Raw genomic sequence first — 26,161 nt, 5'->3', positions numbered from 1 at the left:
GGGGTGCCGCTGACGTTACGGCTCAGTGTCCGGCTCGTCCAGACCCGGCCGCATCGGCGGACACCGGGCGCGCCAGGGCGGGGGCGGGCACCCTCGGCAGGGCCTCCCGGGCCCGCCCGTCCGACGGCTGCCCCACGGACGCGCGGCCCCCTTCCGCCTCCGTCTGTTCCGCCCGCGGTCCGCCGGAGTGCTCACGCTCCCCGGGCAGGGCCGCGCACTCCATCACCCGGGGCAGCCGCAGTGCGGCGACCGCGCCGAGCAGCAGCAGTCCGGCGCTGACCAGCAGGGTGACGTGCAGCCCGTGGACGAAGGCGTCACGGGCGGCGCTCCGCAGCGCCCGTCCGGCGGGGCCGCCGAGCCGGGCGGCCACCTGGTACGCCTCGCCCAGTGAGTTGGCGGCCTGGTGGCTCGCCCGCGCCGGAACCCCGGGCACCGAACGGAGCGACGGACCGTAGGCCGCGTTCATGACACTGCCGAGCAGCGCTATGCCCATACCGGCGCCCAGCTGGTACGAGGTCTCGCCGATCGCCGCCGCGCCGCCCGCCCGGTCGGCGGGCGCCTCGCTGAGCATCGACTCGTACGCCCCGAAGAGCGTGGCCTGGAGCCCGAAGCCGAGCAGCACGAAGGCGACGGTCAGCAGCAGCGGATTGTCGCGGGTTCCCATCCCGACCAGGCAGAGCACAGCGACCGCGGTGAGTACGAACCCGCAGCCGACCATCCGGCGCGGTCCGACACGGCGCAGCACGGCGGAGCCCATCGCCCCGGCGGTAATGGCGGCGAAGGTGAGCGGGAGCAGCCGCAGGCCGGTCGCCAGCGGGCTGAGGCCGAGCACCAGCTGGAGGTACTGGACGGCGATCAGCTCCAGGCCGACCAGGGCCAGCATGGCCAGGACGATGCAGCCGACCGCCGTGGTGAAGGTGGGCCGGGAGAACATCCGGATGTCGATGAGCGGGTGCTCCCGGCTCCGCTGCCGCCGGACGAAGAGCACCAGCAGCACGGCGCCCACCAGCAGTGGCACGAGCGTCTCGGCGCCGATGACGCCTTCGCCGCCGCCGATGCGCTTCACACCGAAGACCACGCCGAGTACACCGGCGGCCGCCATCAGCGCGCCCAGCACGTCCCACGGACCGTCCGAGCCGCCCCGCGACTCGGGCAGCACCCAGCGGGACAGCGGCAGCAGCACCGCCATCAGCGGAAGGTTGATCAGGAAGACCGAGCCCCACCAGAAGTGCTCCACGAGGAATCCGCCGAGGACGGGGCCGATGGCGGCGCCGACCGCGGCCACCGCGGTCCAGACCCCGATGGCCACGGCGCGTTCACGGCGGTCGGGAAAGACCGCCCGGAGGATCGACAGCGTCGCGGGCATGATCATCGCGCCGCCGACACCGAGCAGGGCGCGGGCCCCGATGAGTATCCCGGGGCCGGTGGAGAAGGCCGCGACGGCCGAGGCCGCGCCGAACAGCCCGTATCCGATCAGCAGGACCCGGCGGCGGCCCACCCGGTCGCCGAGCGTGCCGAAGAGGATCAGCAGTGCGGCGCAGACCAGCGGATAGGCGTCGACGATCCAGAGCAGCTGGACGGCACCGGGGTGCAGGTCCTCGGTGAGCGAGGGGACCGCGACATGCAGGACGGTCGCGTCGAGGGCGACGAGCAGCAGGCTGACGCACAGGACGACAAGAACGACCCAGCGGTTGGCACCGGCCGCGACGGCGACGCCGGGGCGCCTGCCCACTGTGGACGTCCCTGACATGCGCATACCTCCCACAACGGTGTGTCCCTCGCGCTCGGCGGACCTGGGGGCGTGCGCCTCCGGGGCCCGGCTTCGACGGGCGAGTGAGCCGTCAGAGTACGCGAGACCGCGCGCCTGCCACGTGGCCCATCTCACCTCCCGGGGCACCGGTCCGCGCCCGCCCGGCACCCGGTCAAACGATCTTGCCGGGGCGACGGCGCGGCATCGGCGGCCGGAAGGAAATACCGAGCGCATACCTCAAAAGTCTTTACCAGAGGGCCGATAACACGAGCGTAAGGGCCTTCTTGCATATAACGAGACCCACGAACCGCTATTCGACATTGCGTTGGAATAAACAAGCGGATGAGACATAGTCCACATCACATCGTCATCACAAAGAGACCGGATCGGCCAGCCTTGTCACTCACTCGCTGTAACGTCGATTGAGTGCGTATCGACCGAATCTTTACCCGCCTGGACCGGGAGCCGGAACCGCCGAAGCTAGAGATCCCGCGGATGAGCCGGACCCGGATCGCCCTGCTCGGCTCGACGCTGGCCTTCTACCTGGCCATCGTCGTCGCCGTGCTGTCCACGTCCTGGCTCGTGGGACTGGACTGGAAGGTCATGCTCTTCCGGCCGTACCAGCAGTGGCCCCAGCTTCATGCCTTCCTCGACTACTTCGTGGTGCTCGGCCAGCGCGGACCCACCGCGGTGATGGTCGCGGCCTGGCTCGGCTGGCGCTCCTGGCGGCAGCACACCCTCAGACCCCTGCTGACCCTCGGCGCGGCGCTGCTGCTGCTGAACATCACGGTGGGCGCGGTCAAGCTCGGCCTCGGCCGCCTCGGCCCGCACTACGCGACCCAGATCGGCTCGGCCGAGCTCTTCGCCGGCGGCGATATATTTCCGTCGGGCCACACCGCCAACGCGGTCGTGACCTGGGGAATCCTGGCCTACCTGGCCACCACCCCGCTGGCCAGGCGCTGGCTCTCGGTGGGCTCGGCCGCACTGGCCCTGGGCGTCGGAGCCACCACGGTGTACCTCGGTACGCACTGGTTGAGCGATGTGCTGCTCGGCTGGGCCGCCGGTCTGCTGGTCCTGCTGGGCCTCCCCTGGTTCGAGCCACTGATCGGCCGCACCGAGACCGCGATCTTCGCGGTGCGCGAGAAACTGCGCGCCGCCCGCCGCAGGCCCGCCGCGCCCGCGCCCATACCGGTCGACGTCCAGCCCGCGCTGTTCCCGCACGGCCAGCCGCGCGCCGAAGGCTCCGACGACGAGAGCCAGCCGCTGGAGCCGGTGGGCATCGCGGGGCGCTCCGGCAGTACGCCCAGGAGCGGCACGCACCCCACCTCGCTGCAACGGGCGCACGGCCCGCGCTCGGACCGCACGCCTGTCACTCCGGCCGGCAGCCGCCGTCCCCCGCACGCCGACCGCACCCCGCGCACCGGTCAGACACGGCCGGTTCCGGGGGGCTCCACCTGACAGCGGAGGCGGTACGCACAGACTCCTCAGCAGTACGAAGGCCCCGGCCCGGGATCTCTCCCGGGCCGGGGCCTTCGTACTGCTGCGGGAACGCGGGCTCCGCCGCGCCGGCCGACGCGGGGATCAGCCCGGCCAGCAGCGGACGACCTTCCCGCCGTCGACCTCGAAGTTGAGCCGGCCCGACAGGAACTCCATGGTGATGACGGTGCCCGTGGGCAGCGCTCTCACGGTGGACCAGCCGCGTTCCCTGGCCAGCTGCCCGGCGCGCTCCTCATCGAGGCCCACATAGCTGTCGGGGGCGTCGTCAGGCTGTACGGGAGGGGTCGGAATGGGTGCCATGACACCCACCGTAGGCCCCGGGCCAGGGTGGCGGAAGGCCGGCGGGGCCGGTGTCCCTGATCACGCCGGGATCCGCCTGCTGTCACACTTCTGTCACAGCGCCAACACAGCTGTTCGGCCGTGGCCCGTCACCCGAAGGGGTGTTCCGTACCGGTCGAATCTGCATTGCACTCACGGTGAACCACGGACCATTTTCCGCCCCCGGAATTTCACAGGAACCGGCCCGCACACGGGTGCCGAATTTCCGGTGAATAGAGCGGGGAGAAAAATAACAGGAACGCGGTTGATTCACGAATTCCCTACAGAATCCGCACCACCCGGGATGCCCGCCCGTCAGCCCTTCGGCGGGTCGACCCGCACGCTGAGGTCGTTGTCCACCGTGTAGTACGGCGTGGCCGTGGCGGCCCGCACCGCTCCGTCGCCGCACGGCGAACCGGGGTAGACGAAGACGGACTTCCGGTCGGCGATGTCGTCGAGGATCCGGCTGATCCGGACGCCCGGACCGCTCCCCTCCGCGCCCTCCGGCAGCAGCCACAGGTCCCAGAACCGGGCCCCTTCGCCGTCGCCCACGGCCAGCGGCCCGCAGTGCAGGGTGCAGCTGAACGCTCCGTCGTCACCGCCGGTCCGCACCGGTTCGCGGTGCACCTGTCCCGGCGCGCCGCGCAGCCTCGCCTCCACCACCGCGTCCGCGCCGAGCCCCGCCCCGTACAGCTGCCCGCTTACGGTCAGCGCACCCGGCCGCACGGTGAGTTCACCGGCTTCCGCGTGCGGTGAGCGGAACCAGCTGCGGACCGCGAGCATCCCGTCGGCCGTGCGGTACGGGATGCGGGCGACCACTGCCGTGGCCGCGGGATGCGGTGTGCGGTCGGTCAGCTTCCGCAGGTCCCTGAGACCCGGCTCGACGCCCTGCTCGCCGGCCGGTCCGCCCTCCGTGAAGACGTCCCAGCGCCCCTCCCTGAGCTCAGCGGCGGCGTCCAGAACGGCGTGACCCCCGGAAGAGCCGCCGTCCGGGGACTCCGTGAGCGCCAGCCGGACCCGGTCGCCGGACTTGCGCCGCTTCAGTACCAGTGCGGTCGGGCCGGCCGCCGCGACGGCGAAGCCGATGGTTCCGTCGGCGTCGGCCGTGCAGTCGACGGCGTACGGCAGCCGGTCCTCGCTGGTCCCTGTCATGCGGCCCTCCTCCTTCGCACGGCGCCGGAGATCCGGTGCCGCAGTCCGTACGTCCTGCTCCCGGCCGTGCCACGGGCGCGCAGCAGTCCTTCGCCCAGCGCGCCGCGGGACGGCCCGCCGCCGTGCCCGGCGGCCAGTTCGGTGAAGAGCGCCTCGTGCCGTGCCGCGACCGGCGCGGGGTCGAAGCGCGCGGAGCTGTCGCGCGCGGCCCTTCCCATCGCGGCGCGCAGGGCGTCGTCCTCGATCAGCTGGAGGAGGGCAGCCGCTATGGCCCTGGTGTCGCCCACGGGCACCAGCCGCCCGTCGACGCCGTCGCTGATGATCTCGCGGGGACCGTGCGGGCAGTCGGTGGAGACAACCGGCAGCCCGGAGCGCATCGCCTCGACGAGCGACATGCCGAAGGATTCGAGACGCGAAGTGACCGCGGCCACCGAACCCTTGACCCACTCCGCCTCGATCGGGTTGGCCGGGCCCATCAGGAACACGTGGTTGTACAGGCCCAGTTCATCGATCAGGGCACGCAGGGCGCTCTTCTCGTTGCCGCTGGCGTCGCCGCTGCCGTAGATCCGCAGCCGCCAGTCCGGGCGGACCTCCACCACCTGGCCGAAGGCGCGGATCAGCAGGTCGAACCGCTTCGTCTCGGTCAGCCTGCCCGCTGCCACGACCCACTTCGCCGTGGTGTCGGAGACCGGGAGACGCGGCGCGGGAACGCTGTTGGGGATCGCGTCGATCCGCAGGCCGGGAAGGGCGAGCCCGTTACGGTACGCGCGTGCGTCGGCCTCGGAGACCGTGGTGACCGCGTCCAGCAGGCCGTAGCGGTACCCGATCTCGCGGCGCAGCAGGGCGTTGTGGCTGTCGAGCGTGAGGTGCTCCTGGCCGACCCGGACCGGTCCGCGCCGCGTCTGGCGGGCGATCTGCACATTGAGCCCCGGACGGGTGCCGACGATCACGTCGGCCTCCAGGGACTTCAGATATCCGGCGATCCGGGTGTCCGTGAGCCGGCTGTACTGGCGGTGGCGGTGATCGCCCCGGGGAAAGACGATGGCCGGCCTGGCATGGTCCGGATCGTCCCCGGCGTAGTCCGCGCTGTCCTTGCGCATATCGACGAGATGAGTCATCCGTACGCCGTCCGGAGCGCCCAGCGTCGGCCGGTCGAGGTGCCGGAAGACGGAGACGATCTCCACATCGTGCTGCTGGGCCAGCGTGCCGGCCAGCGTGAAGGTGGTCCGGATCGTGCCGCCGATGCCGTAGGCGTTGTGGAGCATGAAAGTAATGTGCATGTCGCCGTCGTGTCCCCCGCGTCGCCGCCGTGTGCCCGGGACCGCGGCACCCCGGCGCCCCCGGTGTCCCGGATCTCCCCCCGTGACTGCCGTGCGAAGGGACTCTACTCGGGCCCGCCGGCCCCTCGGGCGGAGCCCCGGGCCGTGGCAGGCAGGGTCAGCCTGGTACCGACGGCGAGCCGGTCGGGGTGCGCCCCGACGGAGCGGGCGTTGGTCCGGTAGAGCGCGGACCAGCCGCCCTTGACCCCGTAGTGCCTGGCGATGGAGCTGAGGGTCTCGCCGGACGTCACGACATGGCCCCGGCCCGCGGCCCCGTCGAAGCCGTACCGCTTGGAGCAGACCGGCCAGGCCCCCCAGCCCTGGGCGGCGAGGATTCTCTCCGCGACGGTGATCTGCTGCTCACGGGTGGCCAGATCGGCCCGCGGTGCGTACGCGAGGCCGCCGTACTCGACCCAGGTCGACTGGAGGATCTGCAGCCCGCCGTAGAAGGTGTTGCCGGTGTTGGCGTCCCAGTGGCCGCCGCTCTCGCACTCGGCGATGCATCCCCAGGGCCGCTGGTCACCGGTGCAGGCCAACGGCCTGGACTCCGGAGCCCGGGCGGAGGCCGTGGCGACGTGCGGCGAGGCGGCCTGCGCACCGGACGGGGCCAGGGCGATCAGCAGGGCCAGCAGGGCGGCGGGCCACACGCGAGGGGTCGGCATCGGGCCACGCTAAGCAGAGCGGATCAGATGATGATCGTGCCGCGCGGCCCACGGCGGCCGTCCCACCCGCTCGGCGGACCGCTCGTCCTCCCCCGGGCGCCGCCATCCATTTCTGTCCGCCTTTACGCGTGACCCCCGAAGGCGGTCTCCCGTTGTTCTCTTGTTGGCCGGGAACTGCCCGGCGCACGAACCGAGTTCGAGGAGCCACCCGTGCCGCGCATGCTCGACGTCAGCCAGGACGTACGTGCCGAGATCGGCGACGAAGAAGCCGATCTCCTGCTCGCCGGGGACAACGCCCCGGGCAGCTACGACTGCACCTCCTGCCGTACCCCCGGAGACTCCGAGCAGGAGCGCACCAGCACGGTGCTGTTCGTCGGCGACGAGACGGCCGTGCTCGCCTTCGCCCACGCCACCTGCATCCCCTCACAGGTCGTCAAGGTCTCCGAGACGCAGCTCCAGGGCGCCGTACGGAGCATCACGGGCGAGGGCCCCGACGCGCAGCAGGGACCGCCCGTCCCGCCGGTCGCGGCAGGCCCTGAGCAGGCCGTGCTCGGCATCACCAGCGGTCTCGTGCTGATCCAGGGCGAGCTCTGCCCTGCACTGGTCGTCGAGCCGACCGCGCCGGTCGTCCGGCCCGGCTCCACCGGCACGGGCGACGACTTCCTGGACCTCCTCACCGAGCAGGGGTTCCTGCCCGTGGCCGGTCTGGAGCAGCTGCCGAGCGCCCTGCCGGGCTGGTCCGTGCTGCTCGCCATGGGACAGCTGCACGCCATCCTCCAGCCGGGCACGGGCGGCGGCAGCCCCGTCTCCTGGTGGCAGGCGCACCAGCCGCTGCATGTCACCGACGGCTGGCGCACGGCGGCCAACAAGTCGCACACGGTGCTGGTCTTCGCGGCCCCGGCGGGCTCGATCGGCCAGCAGGGCCGCGAGGACCTGCTGCGTGACGCTCTGGAGCGGGCGGCGATGCGGGGCGCGCTGGTGGCCGCCGCTCTTCCGCTGGCCGGTACCTGAGAGCCCGGATGACCGGATGCCGGTAAACCCCCAGCCATTTCCGGTTTGGGGGTTACCAGCATGTTTGCAGCGGAAATTCCGTTACTTCCGACCCGCATCCGATGAGCCCCGGGGTCGTTGGCCCCTGTGTGCACCCATACGAGCCGAGCCGCCAGCCGTACCAGTCTCAGATCCCCGCGATGCGCCCGTCGCAGGACCCGGCGGGGAACCGTTCCGCCACACCGATCTACGACGCGCTCTACTCCGAGTACCGCAGATCGTTCCGTACGCTCCCCGGCGACCGGAACAACGAGGAGCACACCGGCTTCACGGCTTTCGGCACCGGGATGCACGGGGGCGGGATGCACAGCCCCGGTATGCATGGCACGGGGATGCACGGGGGCGGGATGCACACGGGCGGCGGCAGCGCACAGCGGCCGCCGGAGAACCCCGGGTCCTGGCAGCGCCAGTACAACAGCGGGCAGGCGCGGCCCGCGCTGCCGCCGGGCCCGCGCCGGGGCATGTGACACCCCGGCCCGACGGAAGCCGGCGAACGGTGACAGCTGCCGGGCCGGTGGCATCCACCCGCCCGGCAGCCTGCCCGCGCCCGACTACTTCTTGCGGCCGCGCTTCTCGCGCACCCGGACCGAGATGTGGATCGGCGTGCCGTCGAAGCCGAACTCCTCACGCAGCCGGCGCTCGATGAAGCGCCGGTAACCGGCCTCCAGGAAGCCGGACGCGAAGAGGACGAACCGCGGCGGCATCGTCCCGGCCTGGGTGCCGAAGAGGATGCGCGGCTGCTTTCCACCGCGGACCGGGTGCGGGTGGGCGGCGACGATCTCGCCGAGGAAGGCGTTGAGCCTGCCGGTCGGGATCCGGGTCTCCCAGCCCTTGATGGCCGTCTCGATCGCCGGGACCAGCTTCTCCATGTGGCGCCCGGTGCGGGCGGAGACGTTCACCCGGGGCGCCCAGGTGACCTGGCCGAGCTCGGTCTCGATCTCCCGCTCCAGGTAGTAGCGGCGCTCCTCGTCAAGGTTGTCCCACTTGTTGAACGCGAGGACCATCGCCCGGCCCGCCTCGACGGCCATGGTGATGATGCGCTGGTCCTGGACGCTGATGGACTCGGTGGCGTCGATCAGGACGACCGCGACCTCGGCCTTCTCCACAGCGGCCGCGGTACGCAGTGACGCGTAGTAGTCCGCGCCTTCCTGGAGGTGCACCCGGCGGCGGATGCCCGCCGTGTCGATGAACTTCCAGACGATGCCGCCGAGCTTGATCAGTTCGTCGACCGGGTCGCGGGTGGTGCCCGCCATCTCGTTGACGACGACACGGTCCTCGTTCGCGACCTTGTTGAGCAGCGAGGACTTGCCGACGTTCGGACGGCCGATGAGCGCGATCCTGCGCGGGCCGCCGACCGTGGTGCCGAAGGTCTGGGCCGGTGCCTCGGGAAGCGCTTCGAGTACGGCGTCCAGCATGTCGCCGGTGCCGCGGCCGTGCAGCGAGGAGACCGGGTGCGGCTCGCCGAGACCGAGCGACCAGAGGGTGCTGGCGTCGGCCTCACCGCTCTGCCCGTCGACCTTGTTGGCGCAGAGCACCACGGGCTTGCCCGCCCGGCGCAACAGCTTGACGACGGCCTCGTCGGTGTCGGTCGCGCCGACCGTCGAGTCGACCACGAAGACCACGGCGTCGGACGCCTCGATGGCGTACTCGGCCTGCGCCGCGACGGAGGCGTCCAGGCCCAGGACGTCCTGCTCCCAGCCGCCGGTGTCGACGACCTTGAAGCGGCGCCCGGCCCACTCGGCCTCGTAGGTGACGCGGTCGCGGGTGACACCCGGCTTGTCCTGGACGACCGCCTCACGGCGGCCGATGATGCGGTTCACCAGGGTCGACTTGCCGACATTCGGCCGGCCGACGACGGCGAGGACGGGCAGGGGGCCGTGCGAGGCCTCCTCAAGAGCGCCTTCGACGTCCTCGACGTCGAAACCCTCTTCCGCGGCGAGCTCCATGAACTCCGCGTACTCGGCGTCGCCGAGTGCTCCGTGGTCGTGCTGGTCGTTCATGAAGTCCGTTCCTCTGTTGCGTCATCGATGGACCGCGGTTGCGCGGTCCACTACTCAAGTCTCGCTCAGCGCCCGGTGAGGCGCCTGGCACTTTGCAGGTGGCCGGTGAGCCGCTGCTGGATCCGTACGGTGGCCTCGTCCAGCGCCTTGCGCGTACGCCGTCCGCTGCCGTCCCCCGCGTCGAAGGGCTCGCCGAACACCACATCGACCCGGCTGCGCAGCGGTGGCAGCGCCCTGACGAGGCGTCCGCCGCGTCCGGTGCTGCCCAGGACGGCCACCGGGACGATGGGTGCGCCCGCCCGCAGCGCGAAGTACGCGAGTCCCGCGCGCAGTGAGGCGAAGTCGCCCTCGCCCCTGGTGCCTTCGGGGAAGATCCCGAGGACACCTCCGCCGGCGAGTACCCCGAGGGCGTCCGTGACCGCTGTCCGGTCGGCGGTCTCGCGGTCCACTTTCAGCTGCCCGATTCCACGAAGGAACGGGTCGAGAGGACCGGTGAACGCCTCCTTCTTGATCAGGAAATGCACCGGCCGGGGCGCCGTTCCCATCAGCATGGGCCCGTCGATGTTGTGCGAGTGGTTCACGGCCATGATGACCGGCCCGCCCGCCGGGACCCGCCACGCACCGAGGACGCGGGGCCGCCACAGGCCGTACATCAGCCCGATGCCGATGCCCCGCCCGACCGCGGCACCACGTGGCCCGGGTGGTGTCACCTGGCGGCCCGCTTCTCCTCGACGAGGGTGACGACGCACTCGATGACCTGCTGAAGGGTCAGCTCCGTGGTGTCCACCTCGACCGCGTCGTCCGCCTTGGCGAGGGGCGATGTCTTACGGCTGGAGTCGGCCGCGTCCCGCTTGACGAGGGCGTCCTTGGTGGCGGCGAGACCGGCGGCCTGGCTGCCCTTGAGTTCGCCGCTGCGGCGCGCGGCCCGCGCCTCGGGGGAAGCGGTCAGGAAGACCTTGAGGTCCGCGTCCGGGAGGACGGTCGTCCCTATGTCGCGGCCCTCGACGACGATGCCGCCCTCGGCCGCGGCGGCGATCTCCCGCTGGAGCTCCGTGATCCGGGCCCGTACCTCGGCGACCGCGCTCACCGCGCTGACCTTGGCGGTGACCTCCTGGGTGCGGATGGGCCCCGAGGCGTCCGCGCCGTCGACGGTGATGGTCGGGGCGGCCGGGTCGGTGCCCGAGACGATGGCGGGCTTGGCCGACGCGTTCGCCACGGCCGCGGCGTCCTGGACGTCGACCCCGTTGCTGATCATCCACCAGGTGATCGCCCGGTACTGGGCGCCCGTGTCCAGGTAGCTCAGCCCGAGCTTGGCGGCGACGGCCTTCGACGTGCTGGACTTGCCCGTGCCGGAGGGGCCGTCGATGGCGACAATCACTGCTGCCGGGGTGTTCCGGGCGGCGGTTTCCACGGTGACGGACACCTTCCTGCTTCACGGGGCGGTATGTGCGGGACGCCGGTGCGCCCCGCACAAGGTTACTGGCTGGGGCGACCGTCCCGTTACGCCGTCCGGCGGCGGCGCCGCGCCCGGCCCCCGGGCGTTCCTGGTGGGCACTGCTGAGTGGGCGCTGCTGAGGGGCGGCGCTACTGGCGCAGCGCCCAGCCGTGCTCCTGGAGCGCCGTGGCCAGGGCGGGGGCCGCGCTCGGCTCCACCATCAGCTGCACCAGGCCGGCCTGCTGTCCCGTCGCGTGCTCGATCCGTACGTCCTCGATGTTGACCCCGGCCCGGCCGGCGTCCGCGAAGATCCTGGCCAGCTCGCCCGGCTGGTCGCTGATGAGGACCGCCACGACCTCGTACGCGGCAGGTGCGGCCCCGTGCTTGCCCGGCACCCGGACCCGGCCCGCGTTGCCCCGCTTCAGCACGTCCTCGATGCCCGCGACCCCGGTGAACCGCTTCTCCTCGTCGGCGGACTCCAGGGCGCGCAGTGCCCGTACCGTCTCGTCCAGGTCTTCGGCGACCCCGGTCAGGACGTCCGCCACCGGTCCCGGGTTGGCCGAGAGGATCTCCACCCACATCCGGGGGTCCGACGCGGCGATCCGGGTGACGTCCCTGATGCCCTGGCCACAGAGCCGTACGACCGTCTCGTCGGCCTGCTCCAGGCGGGCGGCGACCATCGAGGAGATCAGCTGCGGGGTGTGCGAGACCAGGGCCACGGCCCGGTCGTGCGCCTCGGCGTCCATCACCACGGGCACCGCCCGGCAGAGCGCGACCAGCTCCAGGGCCAGGTTCAGCACCTCGGTCTCGGTGTCCCGGGTCGGGGTGAGCACCCAGGGCCGCCCCTCGAAGAGGTCGGCGGTCGCGGCCAGCGGGCCCGAGCGCTCCTTGCCGGCCATCGGATGCGTACCGATGTAGGGGGCCAGGTCGCAGCCCATCTCCTCCAGCTCGCGGCGCGGCCCGCTCTTCACGCTGGCCACGTCGAGGTAGGCGCGGGCGACGCCGCGGCGCATCGCGTCGGCCAGCGTGGCTGCCACATGGGCGGGCGGTACGGCGATGATCGCGAGGTCCGCCCGGCCTTCGAGCGGTTCGTCGGTTCCGGCGCCGAGCGCGGCCGCGGTACGGGCCTGGGCCTCGTCGCGGTCGACGAGGTGGACCGTGATCCCCCGGCCGGCCAGTGCGAGGGCCGCTGAGGTACCGACCAGTCCGGTCCCGATGACGAGGGCGGTTCTCACTGGGCGATGTCCTTGCGCAGGGCCCCGGCGGCGCCGAGGTAGACATGGTTGATCCCGGACCTGGGCAGGTCGCTCTCGATGTGCGCGAGGATCCGCACGACGCGCGGCATGGCCCCGGCGATGTCCAGCTCCTGGGCGCAGATCAGCGGGACGTCCACGATGCCGAGTCCGCGCGCGGCAGCCGCCGGGAAGGCGCTGTGCAGATCGGGGGTGGCGGTGAACCAGATGCTGATCAGGTCGTCGACGGCGAGGCCGTTGCGCTCCAGGATGGCCGTGAGGAGGGCGGCGACCTGGTCCTCCAGGTGCCCGGCCTCGTCCCGCTCCAGCTGGACCGCTCCCCTGACCGCTCGTACCGCCACGTGCTGCTCCTCGCTCCCGTGAAACGTCCGCCGCGCGTCTGCCGCACCGGCTCCGTCCAGAGTAGTCAGCCGTACGGACATCGGCCGCCGCGCCCGACCTGCGAGACGGGGACGGGCGCGGTGGGCCCACTGCGCTGTCCTGCTCAGGCGTCCCAGAGCGCGCCGAGCGCCAGCAGTTCCCCGTGGTACTCGATCCGTTCCGCCCACTCACGCGGCCAGACGCCGGGGCCGAGGCGCGCACCGGCGAAGGCGCCCGCCAGGCAGGCGATCGAGTCGGAGTCGCCACTGGTGCAGGCTGCTCTGCGCAGCGCAAGGAGCGGTTCGTCGGGGAAGAGCAGGAAGCAGTGCAGCGCGGTGGCGAGGGCTTCCTCCGCGATCCAGCCCTCCCCCGTCGCCAGGCAGGGGTCCGTCTCCGGCGAGGGTGCGCGGAGCGCCGCGACGAGCCGGTCCAGGACGGCGAGGCAGTCGTCCCAGCCGCGGGCCATGAAGTGGGCGGGGGTTGCGCCGCCGGCGTCTCCCGCGTACGTCCAGAGGTCGCCGAGCCACCGCTCGTGGTAGCGCGTGCGGTTCTCGATGGCGTACGAGCGGAGCTGTCCCACCAGACCGGTCGGCTCTGCCCCGTGCGCCAGCAGGAACACCGCGTGCGCCGTCAGGTCACTGGCCGCCAGCGCCGTGGGGTGGCCGTGGGTGAGCGCGGACTGCAACTGGGCGGCTCCGGCGCGCTGTTCGGTGCTCAGTCCGGGTACGAGGCCGAGGGGCGCGACCCGCATATTGGCCCCGCATCCCTTGGACCCCAGCCGGCTCGCCTGCTGCCAGGGCCGGTCGCTGTCGAGGAGGCCGCAGGCGGTCAGACAGGTGTTTCCTGGCGCGCGGTTGTTGTCGGGCGAGTGGTACCAGGCGACGAACTCCTGCCGGACCGCCGCCGCCATCGACACCGGTTCGAGGATCCCGCGGTCCATCACGGTCCGCAGGGCCCGGCCCAGCGCGAGCGTCATCTGGGTGTCGTCGGTGACGAGCGCGGGGCGGGGCAGCGCCATCTCCCGCCAGGGGCCGTGCGTGGCGAGGATGGACGGTATGCCGTCGAACTCGGTGGGGTAGCCGAGGGCGTCCCCCAGGGCGAGTCCGATGAGGGCGCCGGTGGCGGCCTGACCGGCGGCGCTGCTCGTACGGCTGACGGGGCTCACACGGCTGGTACGGCTGACGGGACTCATTCGGGTCGTCCTTCCGGGCGCAGCAGAGGTGGGTGCAGGGCGGTGGCGGGACCCGCCCGGTAGAGGGCGGCCGGTTTGCCCCGGCCACCCGTCAGACGCGCGGCCCCCGGCACCGGTTCGACGAAACCCGGGCTGGCGAGGACCTTGCGGCGGAAGTTGGGACGGTCGAGCACGGTGCCCCAGACCGTCTCGTACACCTGCTGGAGCTCGCCGAGGGTGAACTCGGGCGGGCAGAACGAGGTGGCGAGGCAGCTGTACTCGATCCTGGCGCCGACCCGGCGGTGGGCGTCGGCCAGGATCCGGGTGTGGTCGAAGGCGAGAGCACGCTCCGTACCGGCGGGCATCCACTGGGCGTGGGCCGCGTCGCCGCCGCCCCGGGGCTCCGGCAGATCCGGTACGAGCGCGGCGTAGGCGACGGAGACGACCCGCATCCTGGGGTCACGGCCGGGCTCGCTGTACGTCCGCAGCTGCTCCAGATGGAGCGCGGCGGCGGTCTCCCCGGACAGCCCGGTCTCCTCGGCCAGTTCGCGTCTGGCGGCCTCCCCGGCCGACTCGTCCGGCAGGACGAACCCGCCGGGCAGCGCCCAGGCGCCCAGGTACGGGTGCTCACCGCGCCGTATCAGCAGGACGTGCAGCGCACCCTCCCGGACCGTGAAGACGGCCAGGTCGACGGCGACGGCGAACGGCGTGAAGGCAGAGGGGTCGTACGGGGCGCGGGACCGGTGTTCCGTCATGCGCGCCCCCTCCGGCTCTGCCGGTGCACGGCCTCCCGGAATCCGGTCCACCCCCGTGGGCCCGGTTCACCGGGCGGCCGTGCACCCGCCCTTCTTTATGGTCACCATGACTATAAAGCCGATGAGCCGGGCGGGCAAGAGAGAACCCGGCCCCCGCACGGAGCGGGGACCGGGTTCCGGTTGCGTCTGCGGTGGCGGCTACAGGCCGACTTCCTTCATCAGCATGCCGACCTCGGTGTTGGTGAGGCGGCGCAGCCAGCCGGACTTCTGGTCGCCCAGCGGGATCGGGCCGAAGCTGACCCGCACCAGCTTCTCGACCGGGAAACCGGCCTCGGCCAGCATCCGGCGGACGATGTGCTTGCGGCCCTCGTGGAGGGTCACCTCGACCAGGTAGTTCTTGCCGGTGTTCTCGACGACGCGGAAGTGGTCGGCGCGTGCGTAGCCGTCCTCCAGCTCGATGCCGTCCTTCAGCCGCTTGCCGAGGTCGCGCGGCAACGGGCCCTGGATCGCGGCGAGATAGGTCTTCTTCACGCCGTAACGGGGGTGGGTCAGCCGGTGGGCCAGCTCGCCGTGGTTGGTGAGCAGGATGATGCCCTCGGTCTCCGTGTCGAGACGGCCCACGTGGAACAGCCGCGTCTCACGGTTGTTGACGTAGTCGCCCAGATTCTGGCGGCCGTCCGGGTCCTCCATCGAGGAGACGACACCGGCGGGCTTGTTCAGCGCGAAGAAGAGGTACGACTGGGTGGCGACCGTCAGGCCGTCGACCTTGATCTCGTCCTTCGGCAGGACCCGGCGGCCCTGCTCCATGACGATCTCGCCGTTGATCTCGACCCTGGCCTGGTCGATCAGCTCCTCACAGGCGCGGCGCGAGCCCATACCGGCCCTGGCCAGCACCTTCTGCAGGCGCTCGCCCTCCTCCTCGGCGCCGGGGAAGGTCTTGGGGGTCTTCACCTGCGGCTTGTTGTGCCGCTCCCGGTTGCGCTCCTCGATCTTGGCGTCGAGCTCGCGCGGCCTGGAGGGCTCCCGCTGGCCGTGCGGGCCGCGGCGCGGGGGCTGGCTCTGCGGGCTCTTCTTCGGGCCGCCCTTGGCGCCGCCGCGCGCGGCCGCGCCCCGGCTGCCCGCGGTCTTGCCACCGGGCTTGCCGCCGGCGGCCGGGCCGCCCCGGCCGCCACCCGCGGGCTTGCGGCCCTGGTCGTCGGAGGAACCCGTACCGACGTCGTAACGCCGCTCCTCGGGGCGGGGCCGGCGCGGACGCTCCTCCTGCTTGTCGCCGCGCCCTCCGCCGGCCCCGCCGGCACCGCCGGACGTCCGACGGGGCGGCTTCCCGCCCGCACCCCGGTTGTCCCGGTTGCCGGTTCCGCTGTTCCTGCCGTTGCTTCGCATCAAAGTTCCGTCTTGTCGTCTGCGTCGGTGTCCGGACCGTACGGTGCATCCGGATCGAACGACGGCACACCTTCTTGTGTCTCGGCCTCGATCGCATCCGCCTCCGGAAGGAAGGGCGCGAGCTCCGGGAGCTCGTCCAGGCCTCGCAGGCCCATCCGCTCCAGAAAGTAGTTCGTCGTCCTGTACAGGATCGCACCTGTTTCGGGTTCCGCGCCCGCCTCCTCCACCAGACCCCTCTGCAGGAGGGTCCGCATGACCCCGTCACAGTTGACTCCGCGGACCGCGGAGACCCGGGACCTGCTGACCGGCTGGCGGTAGGCGACCACCGCGAGGGTCTCCAGCGCGGCCTGGGTGAGCCGGGCCTGCTGCCCGTCCAGGACGAAGCTCTCGACGGCCGCCGCGTACTCGGGGCGGGTGTAGAACCGCCAGCCGCCGGCCACCAGCCGCAGGTCGAAGCCCCGGCCCTGGACGGTGTACTCGTCGGACAGCGCCCGCAGCGCGTCGGCGACCTCGCGTCTGGACCGGTCCAGGACCTTGGCCAGGTGTTCTTCGGTGGCCGGCTCGTCGACGACCATCAGGACCGCTTCGAGTTCGGGCTTGAGATCACTCATGCCGTCTCCTCCACCACTTGATCGAATTCGTCGGTCACCACGGGCTCCGCGCCGTCACCGCCGGTCCAGCGCACCAGCAGTTCGCCGAGCGCCTCCGGCTGGTCGAGGGCGACCGCCTTCTCGCGGTAGAGCTCCAGCAGGGCCAGGAAGCGGGCGACCACGGTGAGGGTGTCCGCCGCGTCCTCGGTGAGGGTGTGGAAGCTCACCTCGCCGCAGGAGCGCAGCCGGGCCACCACGATCTCCGCCTGTTCCTGAACGGAGACCAGCGGGGCGTGGATGTGGTCGATGTAGATCTGCGGTGCGGCCTTCGGCTGCATCGCCTTCACGGCGAGCTTCGCGAAGCCGTCGGCGCCGATGCTGATGACGACCTCGGGCAGCAGCGCCGCGTGGTGCGGCTCCAGTCCCACGGTGCGCGGATACCGCTTGCCCTCGGCCTCGAACCGGTCGCTGAAGATGTCGGCGATCTGCTTGTACGCGCGGTACTGGAGCAGCCGGGCGAAGAGCAGGTCCCGCGCTTCGAGCAGCGCGAGATCGGCCTCGTCCTCGATCTCGGCCGCGGGCAGCAGCCGCGCCGCCTTCAGATCGAGCAGAGTGGCGGCGACCACCAGGAACTCCGTGGTCTGGTCCAGGTCCCACTCCGCGCCCATGGCCCGGATGTGCGCCATGAACTCGTCGGTGACCTTCGACAGGGCGATCTCGGTGATGTCGAGCTTGTGCTTGGAGATCAGCTGGAGGAGGAGGTCGAAGGGCCCTTCGAAGTTGGTGAGCCGCACCGTGAACCGGCCGTCGCGCGGCTCGTCCGGATCACCGTCCTCCGGCTGAACGGAGGCCGGCGGGGGCGGTGGCACCGGGAGTGCGGGGTCGGCCACCGGCTCCGGCGCCGGTCGGGACGCCGTCACAGGTACCGGATCGGGCCCGGGTACCGGATCGGGCCCGGGCGCGCGTACGGGCGCCGCGCCGGGCTCCGGCGTCCTCTGCCCCACGGAAGGCGCCCCCGGGCCGCGCCCCAGGGCGCGGCGGCGGGTCGGCGCGGAGTCGTCGGCGGCAGGCATTGCGGTCCAGGGTACGGAAGTACGGGCGCGGGAAGGCCACCGGCGCGCAGCCGCTCAGCGCCCGCGCCGCCGTCGTATCAGCGCCCGCGCAGCCGCCGTACGAGAATGCTGGCGTCGCCGCGCGACTCCAGGTCGGCGAGCACCACGGCCACCGCCTCCCGGACGATGCGCCCGCGGTCCACGGCGAGGCCGTGCTCACCGCGCAGCACCAGACGCGCGTGTTCGAGGTCCATCAGCTCCTCGGCCGAGACATAGACCGTGATCTTCTCGTCGTGCCGCTCACGCCCGGTGGGGCGCCGGTTGGCCCCCCTGCCGCCGCCCCGGCGGCGCTGCTGGCCGGCCGGGGCCACCGGCGCGGTCATGGGCCGCGCCTCCTGCGGTCTGCGGCCCGCGGCCGCCTCCGCCCCGTCGGTCCTGCTGCGGGACTCGGTGGTCTCCGCCGCGGCGGTGGAGTGCTCCGCCGCCGCGGACCCGTCCCGCTCGGCGGAGGGCGCGGCCGGTGCGGCCGGGTCGCTCTCGCCCGCGGGTCCGGGGATCCGTGCCTCGCCGTTGACCGGCCGCCGCGGGGACGACGACTGGAGCGCCATCCCCCCGGTCGTACGGAACAGCTCGTCGGCCCCCGGCAGACTCACTCGGCGTGACACCGGGCGAGCACCTCCCTGGCGAGCTGACGGTAGGCGGCCGCGCCGACCGAGTTGGAGGCGTACGTGGTGATGGGCTCACCGGCGACCGTGGTCTCCGGGAAGCGCACGGTCCGGCCGATGACTGTGTGATACACGTGGTTGTCGAAGGCTTCGACGACACGCGCGAGCACCTCGCGGCTGTGCACCGTACGGGAGTCGTACATCGTGGCCAGGATCCCGTCGAGCTCCAGGTCGGGGTTGAGCCGCTCCTGGACCTTCTCGATGGTCTCGGTCAGCAATGCCACCCCGCGCAGCGCGAAGAACTCGCACTCCAGCGGCACGATGACCTTGTGCGCGGCCGTCAGCGCGTTCACGGTCAGCAGACCGAGCGACGGCTGGCAGTCGATCACGATGTAGTCGTAGTCCTGCATCAGCGGCTTGAGCGCGCGCTGGAGCGTGGACTCCCGGGCCACCTCGCTGACGAGCTGCACTTCGGCGGCCGACAGGTCGATATTGCTGGGCAGCAGGTCCATGTTGGGCACTGCGGTCTTGAGCAGGACCTCGTCCGCCGCCATGCCCCGCTCCATGAGCAGGTTGTAGACGGTGAGGTCGAGCTCCATCGGGTTCACACCGAGACCGACGGAGAGCGCGCCCTGCGGGTCGAAGTCGACCAGCAGCACCCGCCGTCCGTACTCCGCGAGGGCGGCGCCCAGGTTGATGGTCGACGTGGTCTTGCCCACGCCGCCCTTCTGGTTGCACATCGCGATGATCTTGGCGGGACCGTGATCGGTCAGCGGTCCTGGAATCGGGAAGTACGGCAGCGGCCGTCCGGTCGGGCCGATCCGCTCGCGGCGCTGGCGGGCAGCGTCCGGGGCGAGCGTGGCCGCGTACTCCGGGTCGGGCTCGTACTCGGCGTCGGGGTCGTAGAAGTGACCCTCGGGGACCTCGTTGTAGACGGCGAGATGGGTGGTCGTATCGCCACTCCGGTCGCCGGCCCTGGCGTTCACGTGTAGGCCGTCCATACTCTGGTGGGCTGTCGTCATGTGCGGGTGGGTCTGGTGGCTCGCGGAGGCGCGGACAGCGACGGAGCCGACAGCCTCGCGCCCCGCAGGGCCGTGGCCCCGAGCAGGCGTTCCTGATCGACCACCCCCGGGAGTAAATGTCGACTCATTCACAAGTCGTCTTACCTCCTTGGACGTGACCAGGAAACTTTATCGATAGGTCAGCGTGGCACCATGCCGACGATGGGCGACTCTATGGCGTGTCACCGGTCCGCAGCAACACAATCCGCCGGACCCGGCCCGATGTGTCGGCAACGGAACACCCCGGTGTCAAGGGCGTACAGGGATCACTCGGCGGGTTTCACGGGTGTACGAAACGGCTAAAGGGTTACGTTCGCGGCGAGTTGAACGAGGGGCGCAAAGGGGGCAGACGCGCAACCGGCCGGACCTCGGCGTGCAAGGTCCGGCCGGTTGCGTGAGATTGACGACGCGTGTTGACGGGTCAGCCGAGCAAGGCGCTCAGTTCGACGTGCGGAAGACCGAGGTCCTCGGCGACCGAGCGGTAAACGACCTGCCCGTCATGCGTGTTGAGACCTAGCGCGAGCGCGGGGTCGCGGCGCAGCGCGTCCTCCCAGCCCCGGTTCGCGAGCTCCACGATGTACGGGAGCGTGGCGTTGGTGAGGGCGTAGGTCGACGTACGCGGCACCGCGCCCGGCATATTCGCCACGCAGTAGAACACCGAGTTGTGGACCTGGAAGGTCGGCTCGGCGTGCGTGGTCGGACGCGAGTCCTCGAAGCAGCCGCCCTGATCAATCGCAATGTCGACAAGTACACTTCCGGGCTTCATCTTGGCGACGAGCGCGTTGGTGACGAGCTTCGGCGCCTTGGCACCGGGGATGAGCACGGCGCCGATGACGAGGTCCGCAGCGACGACCGCCTTCTCCAGCTCGAACGCGTTCGAGACGATCGTCTGCACCTTGGTGCCGAAGATCCGGTCCGCCTCGCGGAGCTTGTTGATGTCCTTGTCCAGCAGCGTGACGTGGAAGCCCATGCCGATGGCGATCTGCGTGGCGTTCCAGCCGGAGACGCCGCCGCCGATGACGACCGCCTCGCCCGCCGCCGTACCGGGCACACCGCCGGGCAGCACACCGCGGCCGCCCGCCGAGCGCATCAGGTGGTACGCGCCGACCTGCGGGGCGAGCCGGCCGGCCACCTCCGACATCGGGGCGAGCAGCGGCAGCTGGCGGTTCGCGGTCTCGACCGTCTCGTACGCGATGGCCGTGGTGCCGGACTCCAGCAGGGCGTCCGTGCACGCGCGGGAAGCGGCGAGGTGCAGGTACGTGAAGAGCGTCTGGTCCTTGCGAAGGCGGTGGTACTCCTCGGCGATGGGCTCCTTGACCTTGAGCAGCAGGTCAGCGGCGGCCCACACCTCGTCGGCTGTGGGGAGGATGCGCGCGCCCGCGGCCACGTACTCCTCATCGGTGATCGCGGAGCCGACGCCCGCACTCTGCTCGATGACGACCTGGTGTCCATGGCGCACCAGCTCGTGCACGCCTGCCGGGGTGATGGCCACCCGGAACTCGTTGTTCTTGACCTCGCGGGGGATGCCGACCAGCACGTCGATCACGGTCCTTGAATCTGGGGGGTGATGTTCTGGAGATGACGCATATATCCGGCAATGCACAGCAGAGCTGAGGCATCCCGGATGGACGCGATGAAAACCAGTGTTAATGAAGGACTTCGTGCTGTCTAGCCTTCCAAAGCAATAATCTTCAGTCGAGCCACCACGGATTTCGTAGGCAAATCTCTAATCGGCCAGCAATCTCTCAGCCGAACCGCGGTGCAGCTGGGCCGCCGCCGAGTCGCCCAGCCGCTCCAGAGTGTCGGCCAGCCGCAGGTGCAGCGCCGCCTGAAGCCGCACGTCATCGGCGCGCCGGGCCCACTCCACCGCCTCCGTACAAGTGCGGAGCGACTCGTCGGGGCGCCCCGCGTACTCCTGCACCCGGGCCACCTCGCTGAGCGCCCGCGCCTGGGCCGGCAGGTCCCCCGCCCTGCGGTACCCGGCCACGGCGGCCCGCCAGCTGCGCAGCGCGTCGGTGTAGTGGCCCGCATAGGTGTGCACGGTGCCGAGCCGTCCGTGGAGCCGGGACTCGTCCGCCAGTTCCCCCCGCGCCTGCCGCTGGGAGAGCGCTCGCCCGTACCAGTCGCAGGCCCGCTGCCAGTCCCCCAGCTCCTGGTAGGCGCCGCCGACGGATTCCGTCGCCCGGCCGGTCGCGTACGGGTCGTTCGCCGCGCGTCCGGCGTCCAGCGCGGCCCGGTAGCGGTCCAGGGCCTCGCGGGTGCGGCCGGTCCGCGCGTCGAGATCGGCGAGGTTCAGCAGCGCCGCCGCCTGCTCCCGGTGCAGCCCGCGCCGCTCGGCGACGCCCAGCACCAGCTGGTGGAGGCCGTACAGCTCGGCGGCGGCGGCCTCGGCCCCGCGGTGCGCGGTCAGGGCCCTTACGAACGCGGCGACCAGCCGTCTGGCCAGCGTGTCCAGCTCGCCGTCCGCGACCGCCAGCCGTGCGCTCGCGAGCAGCGCGGGCTCCCGCAGCCGGAGCCACTCGGCGGCGGCCGGGGCGTTCGCGAAGCGGAGCGTGCGGGGCAGCCCGGCCAGTTTCCTGCGGGACGGCGAGCCGTCCGGGTCGGTGACCGCCCGGCAGGACTGGAGCAGCCGCACGGTCCGCTCCAGCAGCCGCGCCCTGGCCAGCTGCACCTCGGCGGGCCGGTCCTGGGCCTCCATCAGTGCGCGGAGCAGCGGGGCGAGGCAGCCCGGCACCTCGAACTGCCCCTCCGAACAGGCGCGCAGCAGGCCCAGCCCGGCGAAGTCCTCCAGGGTGGACCGGGCGGCTGACACCGAGCAGCCGGCCAGCGCTGACGCCGTGTGCGCGTCGGCCAGTCCGGCGGGGGCGAGGGCCAGCAGCCGCAGTATCCGGGCGGCCGGCTGCGGCAGGGAGCCGTACACGAACCGGAAGGCGCGGGCCAGCGGGCGGGCGGCCGCGGGCCCGTCGGCCTCGTCGGGCAGGTTCCGGAACTGCTGGGCGACGTCCGCGACCGACACCTTGGGCCTGGCGGCGAGCCAGCCGCCGAGCAGCACCAGCGCCGCGGGCTGCCCGCCGCACTCCTCGGACAGCGCCTCGGCGGTCCGCGGGTCCACGGTGACGCGGACCGCGCCGGTGAAATCTCCCAGCAGTCCGACGGCGGACCCGGTGTCCAGACCGCCGAGCGTGCAGGGCCTGACATCGGGGATACCGGTCAGCGGGCCGGTGGAGACGGCCACGACCAGGGAGTCCGAGATGTCGGGAAGGAAAGGATCGACCTGTCCGGCGTCAGCCGCGTCGTCCAGGACGAGCAGGACCCGGCGCCCGGCCAGTGCCTCGCGGACCAGTCCGGTGAGGTCGTCGTCGGCGGCGCCCGCGGGAGCGGGGACGCCGAGCGCGCCGAGCAGCCGGCGTGCGGTGTCCCCGTCGGGCACCCGGTCGCCGCCGGGTGTGGTGAGCCGGGCGCTCAGCACCCCGTCCGGGTAGTCGGCGGTGAGCTGTCCGGCCAGTTCGGCGGCGAGTGCGCTCCGCCCCGACCCCGGCTTTCCCGCGATGAGCAGCACCCGGGGGCGGGCGCCCTTGCGGCCGGCCATGGTGTCCAGACCTGCCCGCTCGATGTCGGCGCGCAGCGCCTTCAACTCCCGCTGCCTGCCGAAGAAGTGACCGGTCGTCCGGTCGGCGTCCGATGTCGTGACCCGGTCGACCGCGTCCACCGCCTGATCCGTCACGGGCTCGCTCCGTCCGCCTGCGCACCGGCCCGCCGGGGGCCCGGACGGGACGGTGCCGAGCGTAGTTCACGTATTCAGACGAACCAGGTGGGGCAGGGCGGGCACAGTAGGCATGTCCCTCAATCGGATCAGCAGATCATCAGATCGAAAGCCGAAAAGAGGGGCCGAAAAGAGGGGGCCGGAAAGTGCCGGTGGCCGGGCGGGGCCGTTCTACGCCTCGAAGGGCCGGGCGGGCCAGGGGGCGTCGGCCGGGCGCAGTGCGTCCAGGCCGTCGCCGTTGAGGGCGGCGGTGAGCGCCAGGACCCCCACGACCAGGCAGGTGTTGTGCAGCTCTCCGGCGAGCGCGCCCCGGACGAGCTCCGCGGGGTCGACCCGGGCGTGCTCCATGTCCGCCTCCTCCTCGGAGACCTCGAAGCGCGCGCCCTCGGCCTCGGAGACCTCACGGGCGAGGAAGATCCGTACGGCTTCGTCGCAGCCGCCCGGCGTCGGGTACACATCGGCGAGCACCCGCCAGTTCTCGGCCTTGACGTGCGCCTCTTCGTACAGCTCGCGCTGCGCGGCGTGCAGCGGGTTCTCACCGGGGATGTCGAGCAGCCCCGCCGGGATCTCCCAGAGCTTCTGCCGTACGGGGTGGCGGTACTGGCGCAGGACGATGACCTTGCCCTCGTCATCGAGTGCGAGGACGGCCACCGAGCCGGGGTGGACCTGGTAGTCGCGGTGCACGACGGTCCCGTCGGGCATCACGACGTCGTCGGTGCGGACGCTGGTCTTGTTCCCGGTGAAGGGGGTGGTGGTCGCGGTGACCTGCCACTCCTCTGCGGTGTCCCTGATGGCCATGGAAGCGTCCTCTCAAATGCGGAAACCGGGGCGGGGGCTCATGAGAACCCCGCCCCGGTCAACCGTAACGCCCGTGTCCGCGTGCTACTTGCCCGTCTTGCGCGCCACGGCGGCCTTCACCAGACCCGCGAAGAGCGGGTGCGGCCGGGTGGGCCGGGAGCGCAGCTCCGGGTGGGCCTGGGTGGCGACGAGGTAGGGGTGCACCTCGCGGGGGTACTCGACGTACTCGACGAGCTTGTTGTCGGGGGACGTGCCCGAGAAGACCAGACCGGCCTTGGTCTCCAGCTCGGCGCGGTAGGTGTTGTTGACCTCGTAGCGGTGGCGGTGGCGCTCCTCGACGTACGGCTGGTCCTCGTACGCCTCACGGACGAGCGAGCCCTCGGCGAGCTTCGCCGGGTAGAGGCCGAGCCGCATGGTGCCGCCCAGGTCGCCGGCGCCCTCGACGTAGGCCAGCTGCTCCTCCATCGTGGAGATCACCGGGTGGCCGGTGGCCGCGTCGAACTCGGTGGAGTTGGCGTCCGGGATACCCGCGACGTTCCGCGCCGCTTCGATGACGATGCACTGGAGGCCCAGGCAGAGGCCGAGCAGCGGGATCCGGTTCTCGCGGGCGTACTGGATCGCGCCGACCTTGCCGTCGACCCCGCGCTCGCCGAAGCCGCCCGGGATGCAGATCGCGTCGACGTCCCCGAGCTGCTTCTTCGCGGCGGCCTGCGTTTTGCAGTCGTCGGAAGTGACCCACTTGACCTTGACCCGGGCCCGGTTGGCGAAGCCGCCGGCCCGGATGGCCTCGGTGACCGAGAGATAGGCGTCGGGCAGGTCGATGTACTTGCCGACCAGCGCGACGGTGACCTCGTGGTCGGGGTTGTGGACGCGGTCCAGCAGGTCGTCCCAGGTGGACCAGTCCACGTCGCGGAACGGCAGGTCGAGCTTGCGGACGACGTAGGCGTCCAGTCCCTCGGTGTGCAGCACCTTCGGGATGTCGTAGATCGACTTGGCGTCGACGCAGGCCACCACGGCGTCCTCGTCGACATCGCACATCAGCGAGATCTTGCGCTTGATGGCGGTCGGTACGTCGCGGTCGGCGCGCAGCACGATCGCGTCGGGCTGGATGCCGATGTTGCGCAGGGCCGCGACGGAGTGCTGGGTGGGCTTGGTCTTCAGCTCGCCGGAGGGGCCGATGTAGGGCAGCAGCGAGATGTGCACCACGAAGACGTTGTCCCGGCCGACCTCGTGGCGGACCTGGCGGACGGTCTCCAGGAACGGCAGCGACTCGATGTCGCCGACCGTGCCGCCGACCTCGGTGATGACGACGTCGACGTCGTCCGTGGCCATCCGGCGGATGCGGTGCTTGATCTCGTTGGTGATGTGCGGGATGACCTGCACGGTGTCACCGAGGTACTCGCCGCGCCGCTCCTTGGCGATGACCGTCGAGTAGACCTGGCCGGTGGTGACGTTGGCGGAACCGTCGAGGTCCACGTCGAGGAAACGCTCGTAGTGGCCGATGTCCAGGTCGGTCTCGGCGCCGTCGTTGGTGACGAACACCTCACCGTGCTGGAACGGGTTCATCGTGCCCGGGTCGACGTTCAGGTACGGGTCGAGCTTCTGCATCGTGACCCGCAGGCCGCGGGCCTTGAGGAGCGCACCGAGACTGGAGGCGGTCAGACCCTTGCCGAGGGAAGAGGCGACACCCCCGGTGACGAAGATGTGCTTGGTCGTCGCGGATGTTGAGTTGCGGGCCTGCATGGCCAAGAGGGGGCTCCCGTGGTCGCGATCTGGAGTGCGTGCCGACACGGGGCCCGGAGAATTCCGGGGGTGCCGTCGCTGCGGTTCGGGGCGTAATGACCACCGGTCCACGGGCCACCAGGGTATCAGCGACGGCGGGAGACCGCTCCCGGCCACGCACAGCACCGCCTCCGCCACACACAGCTCAACCTTCACCGGACGGCCGCAATCCGGTCACTCAACACTCACCCGTTCGGACCAGTCAGGGTGCCTGGCAGGTCATGCGGATCACCTGGGTGCGTCGTATCCTGCTCGGACACTCGCTGCCGAGACGGCCGGAAGCCGGCACCACCCCCGCCCGTTCTCCGGAACTTGCGCCCGCCGGCGCTCGTCAGCGCTTATTCC

Annotated in this window: 24 protein-coding genes; 3 read left to right on the top strand and 21 right to left on the bottom strand. The window is 71.7% G+C overall.

From position 1 onward, the window contains the following. Positions 1 to 22: 22 nt before the first annotated feature. Positions 23 to 1,750, bottom strand: coding sequence for an MFS transporter (locus OG385_RS27040; RefSeq protein ID WP_266858482.1), 1,728 nt, complete (start codon positions 1,748 to 1,750; stop codon positions 23 to 25). A gap of 426 nt (positions 1,751 to 2,176) precedes the next feature. On the opposite strand from OG385_RS27040, the gene OG385_RS27035 reads away from it, so the two are divergent. Then, positions 2,177 to 3,208 (top strand): phosphatase PAP2 family protein, encoded by a 1,032-nt coding sequence (locus OG385_RS27035; protein WP_266858480.1) that lies wholly within the window; start codon positions 2,177 to 2,179, stop codon positions 3,206 to 3,208. A 123-nt stretch (positions 3,209 to 3,331) separates the two neighbouring features. Here OG385_RS27035 and OG385_RS27030 read toward each other — a convergent pair whose 3' ends face one another. The 4 genes from OG385_RS27030 to OG385_RS27015 all read right to left on the bottom strand — a co-directional run bounded on the left by OG385_RS27030 (position 3,332) and on the right by OG385_RS27015 (position 6,698). Beyond that, positions 3,332 to 3,547, bottom strand: coding sequence for an I78 family peptidase inhibitor (locus OG385_RS27030; RefSeq protein WP_266858478.1), 216 nt, complete (start codon positions 3,545 to 3,547; stop codon positions 3,332 to 3,334). 333 nt (positions 3,548 to 3,880) lie between these two features. Then, positions 3,881 to 4,717 (bottom strand): transferase, encoded by an 837-nt coding sequence (locus OG385_RS27025; protein ID WP_266858476.1) that lies wholly within the window; start codon positions 4,715 to 4,717, stop codon positions 3,881 to 3,883. Beyond that, on the bottom strand, positions 4,714 to 5,997 hold the full coding sequence (locus OG385_RS27020) for a glycosyltransferase family 4 protein (RefSeq protein ID WP_266858474.1): 1,284 nt from the start codon (positions 5,995 to 5,997) through the stop codon (positions 4,714 to 4,716). The genes OG385_RS27025 and OG385_RS27020 overlap by 4 nt, the downstream gene beginning before the upstream one ends. A 104-nt stretch (positions 5,998 to 6,101) precedes the next feature. Beyond that, complete coding sequence (locus tag OG385_RS27015) at positions 6,102 to 6,698, bottom strand: transglycosylase family protein (RefSeq protein WP_266858472.1); 597 nt, start codon at positions 6,696 to 6,698, stop codon at positions 6,102 to 6,104. 210 nt (positions 6,699 to 6,908) lie between these two features. Between OG385_RS27015 and OG385_RS27010 the strand changes: the two genes are divergently transcribed. Both OG385_RS27010 and OG385_RS27005 read left to right on the top strand, forming a co-directional pair. Continuing rightward, positions 6,909 to 7,709, top strand: coding sequence for a hypothetical protein (locus tag OG385_RS27010; RefSeq protein ID WP_266858470.1), 801 nt, complete (start codon positions 6,909 to 6,911; stop codon positions 7,707 to 7,709). Between the two features lie 179 nt (positions 7,710 to 7,888). Next, complete coding sequence (locus OG385_RS27005; protein ID WP_266858469.1) at positions 7,889 to 8,215, top strand: hypothetical protein; 327 nt, start codon at positions 7,889 to 7,891, stop codon at positions 8,213 to 8,215. Between the two features lie 84 nt (positions 8,216 to 8,299). Here OG385_RS27005 and der read toward each other — a convergent pair whose 3' ends face one another. The 16 genes from der to OG385_RS26925 all read right to left on the bottom strand — a co-directional run bounded on the left by der (position 8,300) and on the right by OG385_RS26925 (position 25,777). Beyond that, positions 8,300 to 9,748 (bottom strand): ribosome biogenesis GTPase Der, encoded by a 1,449-nt coding sequence (gene der / locus OG385_RS27000; RefSeq protein ID WP_266858468.1) that lies wholly within the window; start codon positions 9,746 to 9,748, stop codon positions 8,300 to 8,302. 65 nt (positions 9,749 to 9,813) lie between these two features. After that, the gene (locus OG385_RS26995) at positions 9,814 to 10,401 is read right to left on the bottom strand and encodes a 1-acyl-sn-glycerol-3-phosphate acyltransferase (RefSeq protein WP_266861197.1); all 588 of its coding nucleotides are present in this window, start codon (positions 10,399 to 10,401) and stop codon (positions 9,814 to 9,816) included. Between the two features lie 53 nt (positions 10,402 to 10,454). Then, positions 10,455 to 11,171, bottom strand: coding sequence for a (d)CMP kinase (cmk, locus tag OG385_RS26990; RefSeq protein WP_266858466.1), 717 nt, complete (start codon positions 11,169 to 11,171; stop codon positions 10,455 to 10,457). Positions 11,172 to 11,332: 161 nt separating this feature from the next. Then, complete coding sequence (locus OG385_RS26985; protein ID WP_266858464.1) at positions 11,333 to 12,418, bottom strand: prephenate dehydrogenase; 1,086 nt, start codon at positions 12,416 to 12,418, stop codon at positions 11,333 to 11,335. Further along, positions 12,415 to 12,777, bottom strand: coding sequence for a chorismate mutase (aroH, locus tag OG385_RS26980; RefSeq protein ID WP_266858461.1), 363 nt, complete (start codon positions 12,775 to 12,777; stop codon positions 12,415 to 12,417). The genes OG385_RS26985 and aroH overlap by 4 nt, the downstream gene beginning before the upstream one ends. Positions 12,778 to 12,920: 143 nt before the next feature. Further along, the gene (locus tag OG385_RS26975) at positions 12,921 to 13,988 is read right to left on the bottom strand and encodes an ADP-ribosylglycohydrolase family protein (protein ID WP_266858459.1); all 1,068 of its coding nucleotides are present in this window, start codon (positions 13,986 to 13,988) and stop codon (positions 12,921 to 12,923) included. Further along, positions 13,985 to 14,722 (bottom strand): NUDIX domain-containing protein, encoded by a 738-nt coding sequence (locus tag OG385_RS26970; protein ID WP_266858457.1) that lies wholly within the window; start codon positions 14,720 to 14,722, stop codon positions 13,985 to 13,987. Before OG385_RS26970 ends, OG385_RS26975 begins: the two co-directional genes overlap by 4 nt. A 198-nt stretch (positions 14,723 to 14,920) precedes the next feature. Further along, positions 14,921 to 16,105: a pseudouridine synthase gene (locus tag OG385_RS26965; protein WP_266858456.1), complete on the bottom strand. Its 1,185-nt coding sequence runs from the start codon at positions 16,103 to 16,105 to the stop codon at positions 14,921 to 14,923. Continuing rightward, positions 16,105 to 16,716, bottom strand: coding sequence for an SMC-Scp complex subunit ScpB (gene scpB, locus OG385_RS26960; RefSeq protein WP_266858455.1), 612 nt, complete (start codon positions 16,714 to 16,716; stop codon positions 16,105 to 16,107). Before scpB ends, OG385_RS26965 begins: the two co-directional genes overlap by 1 nt. Then, positions 16,713 to 17,768 (bottom strand): ScpA family protein, encoded by a 1,056-nt coding sequence (locus OG385_RS26955; RefSeq protein WP_266858453.1) that lies wholly within the window; start codon positions 17,766 to 17,768, stop codon positions 16,713 to 16,715. Before OG385_RS26955 ends, scpB begins: the two co-directional genes overlap by 4 nt. Positions 17,769 to 17,845: 77 nt before the next feature. Continuing rightward, complete coding sequence (locus OG385_RS26950; RefSeq protein ID WP_266861195.1) at positions 17,846 to 18,400, bottom strand: hypothetical protein; 555 nt, start codon at positions 18,398 to 18,400, stop codon at positions 17,846 to 17,848. Then, positions 18,397 to 19,566: a ParA family protein gene (locus OG385_RS26945; RefSeq protein ID WP_266858451.1), complete on the bottom strand. Its 1,170-nt coding sequence runs from the start codon at positions 19,564 to 19,566 to the stop codon at positions 18,397 to 18,399. The genes OG385_RS26950 and OG385_RS26945 overlap by 4 nt, the downstream gene beginning before the upstream one ends. Before the next feature lie 328 nt (positions 19,567 to 19,894). Beyond that, positions 19,895 to 21,010: an alanine dehydrogenase gene (ald, locus tag OG385_RS26940; protein ID WP_266861193.1), complete on the bottom strand. Its 1,116-nt coding sequence runs from the start codon at positions 21,008 to 21,010 to the stop codon at positions 19,895 to 19,897. A gap of 189 nt (positions 21,011 to 21,199) precedes the next feature. Continuing rightward, complete coding sequence (locus OG385_RS26935) at positions 21,200 to 23,182, bottom strand: AAA family ATPase (protein ID WP_266861191.1); 1,983 nt, start codon at positions 23,180 to 23,182, stop codon at positions 21,200 to 21,202. Between the two features lie 225 nt (positions 23,183 to 23,407). Then, positions 23,408 to 24,034 (bottom strand): NUDIX domain-containing protein, encoded by a 627-nt coding sequence (locus OG385_RS26930; RefSeq protein ID WP_266858449.1) that lies wholly within the window; start codon positions 24,032 to 24,034, stop codon positions 23,408 to 23,410. An 84-nt stretch (positions 24,035 to 24,118) separates the two neighbouring features. Further along, positions 24,119 to 25,777 carry a CTP synthase gene (locus OG385_RS26925; protein ID WP_266861189.1) on the bottom strand — a complete coding sequence of 553 codons (1,659 nt, stop codon included), beginning with the start codon at positions 25,775 to 25,777 and terminating at the stop codon, positions 24,119 to 24,121. Between the last annotated feature and the right edge of the window lie 384 nt (positions 25,778 to 26,161).

This window comes from Streptomyces sp. NBC_01306, from assembly GCF_026340465.1.
Classification (GTDB): domain Bacteria; phylum Actinomycetota; class Actinomycetes; order Streptomycetales; family Streptomycetaceae; genus Streptomyces.
This window is presented reverse-complemented; position numbering and strand designations above follow the sequence as displayed.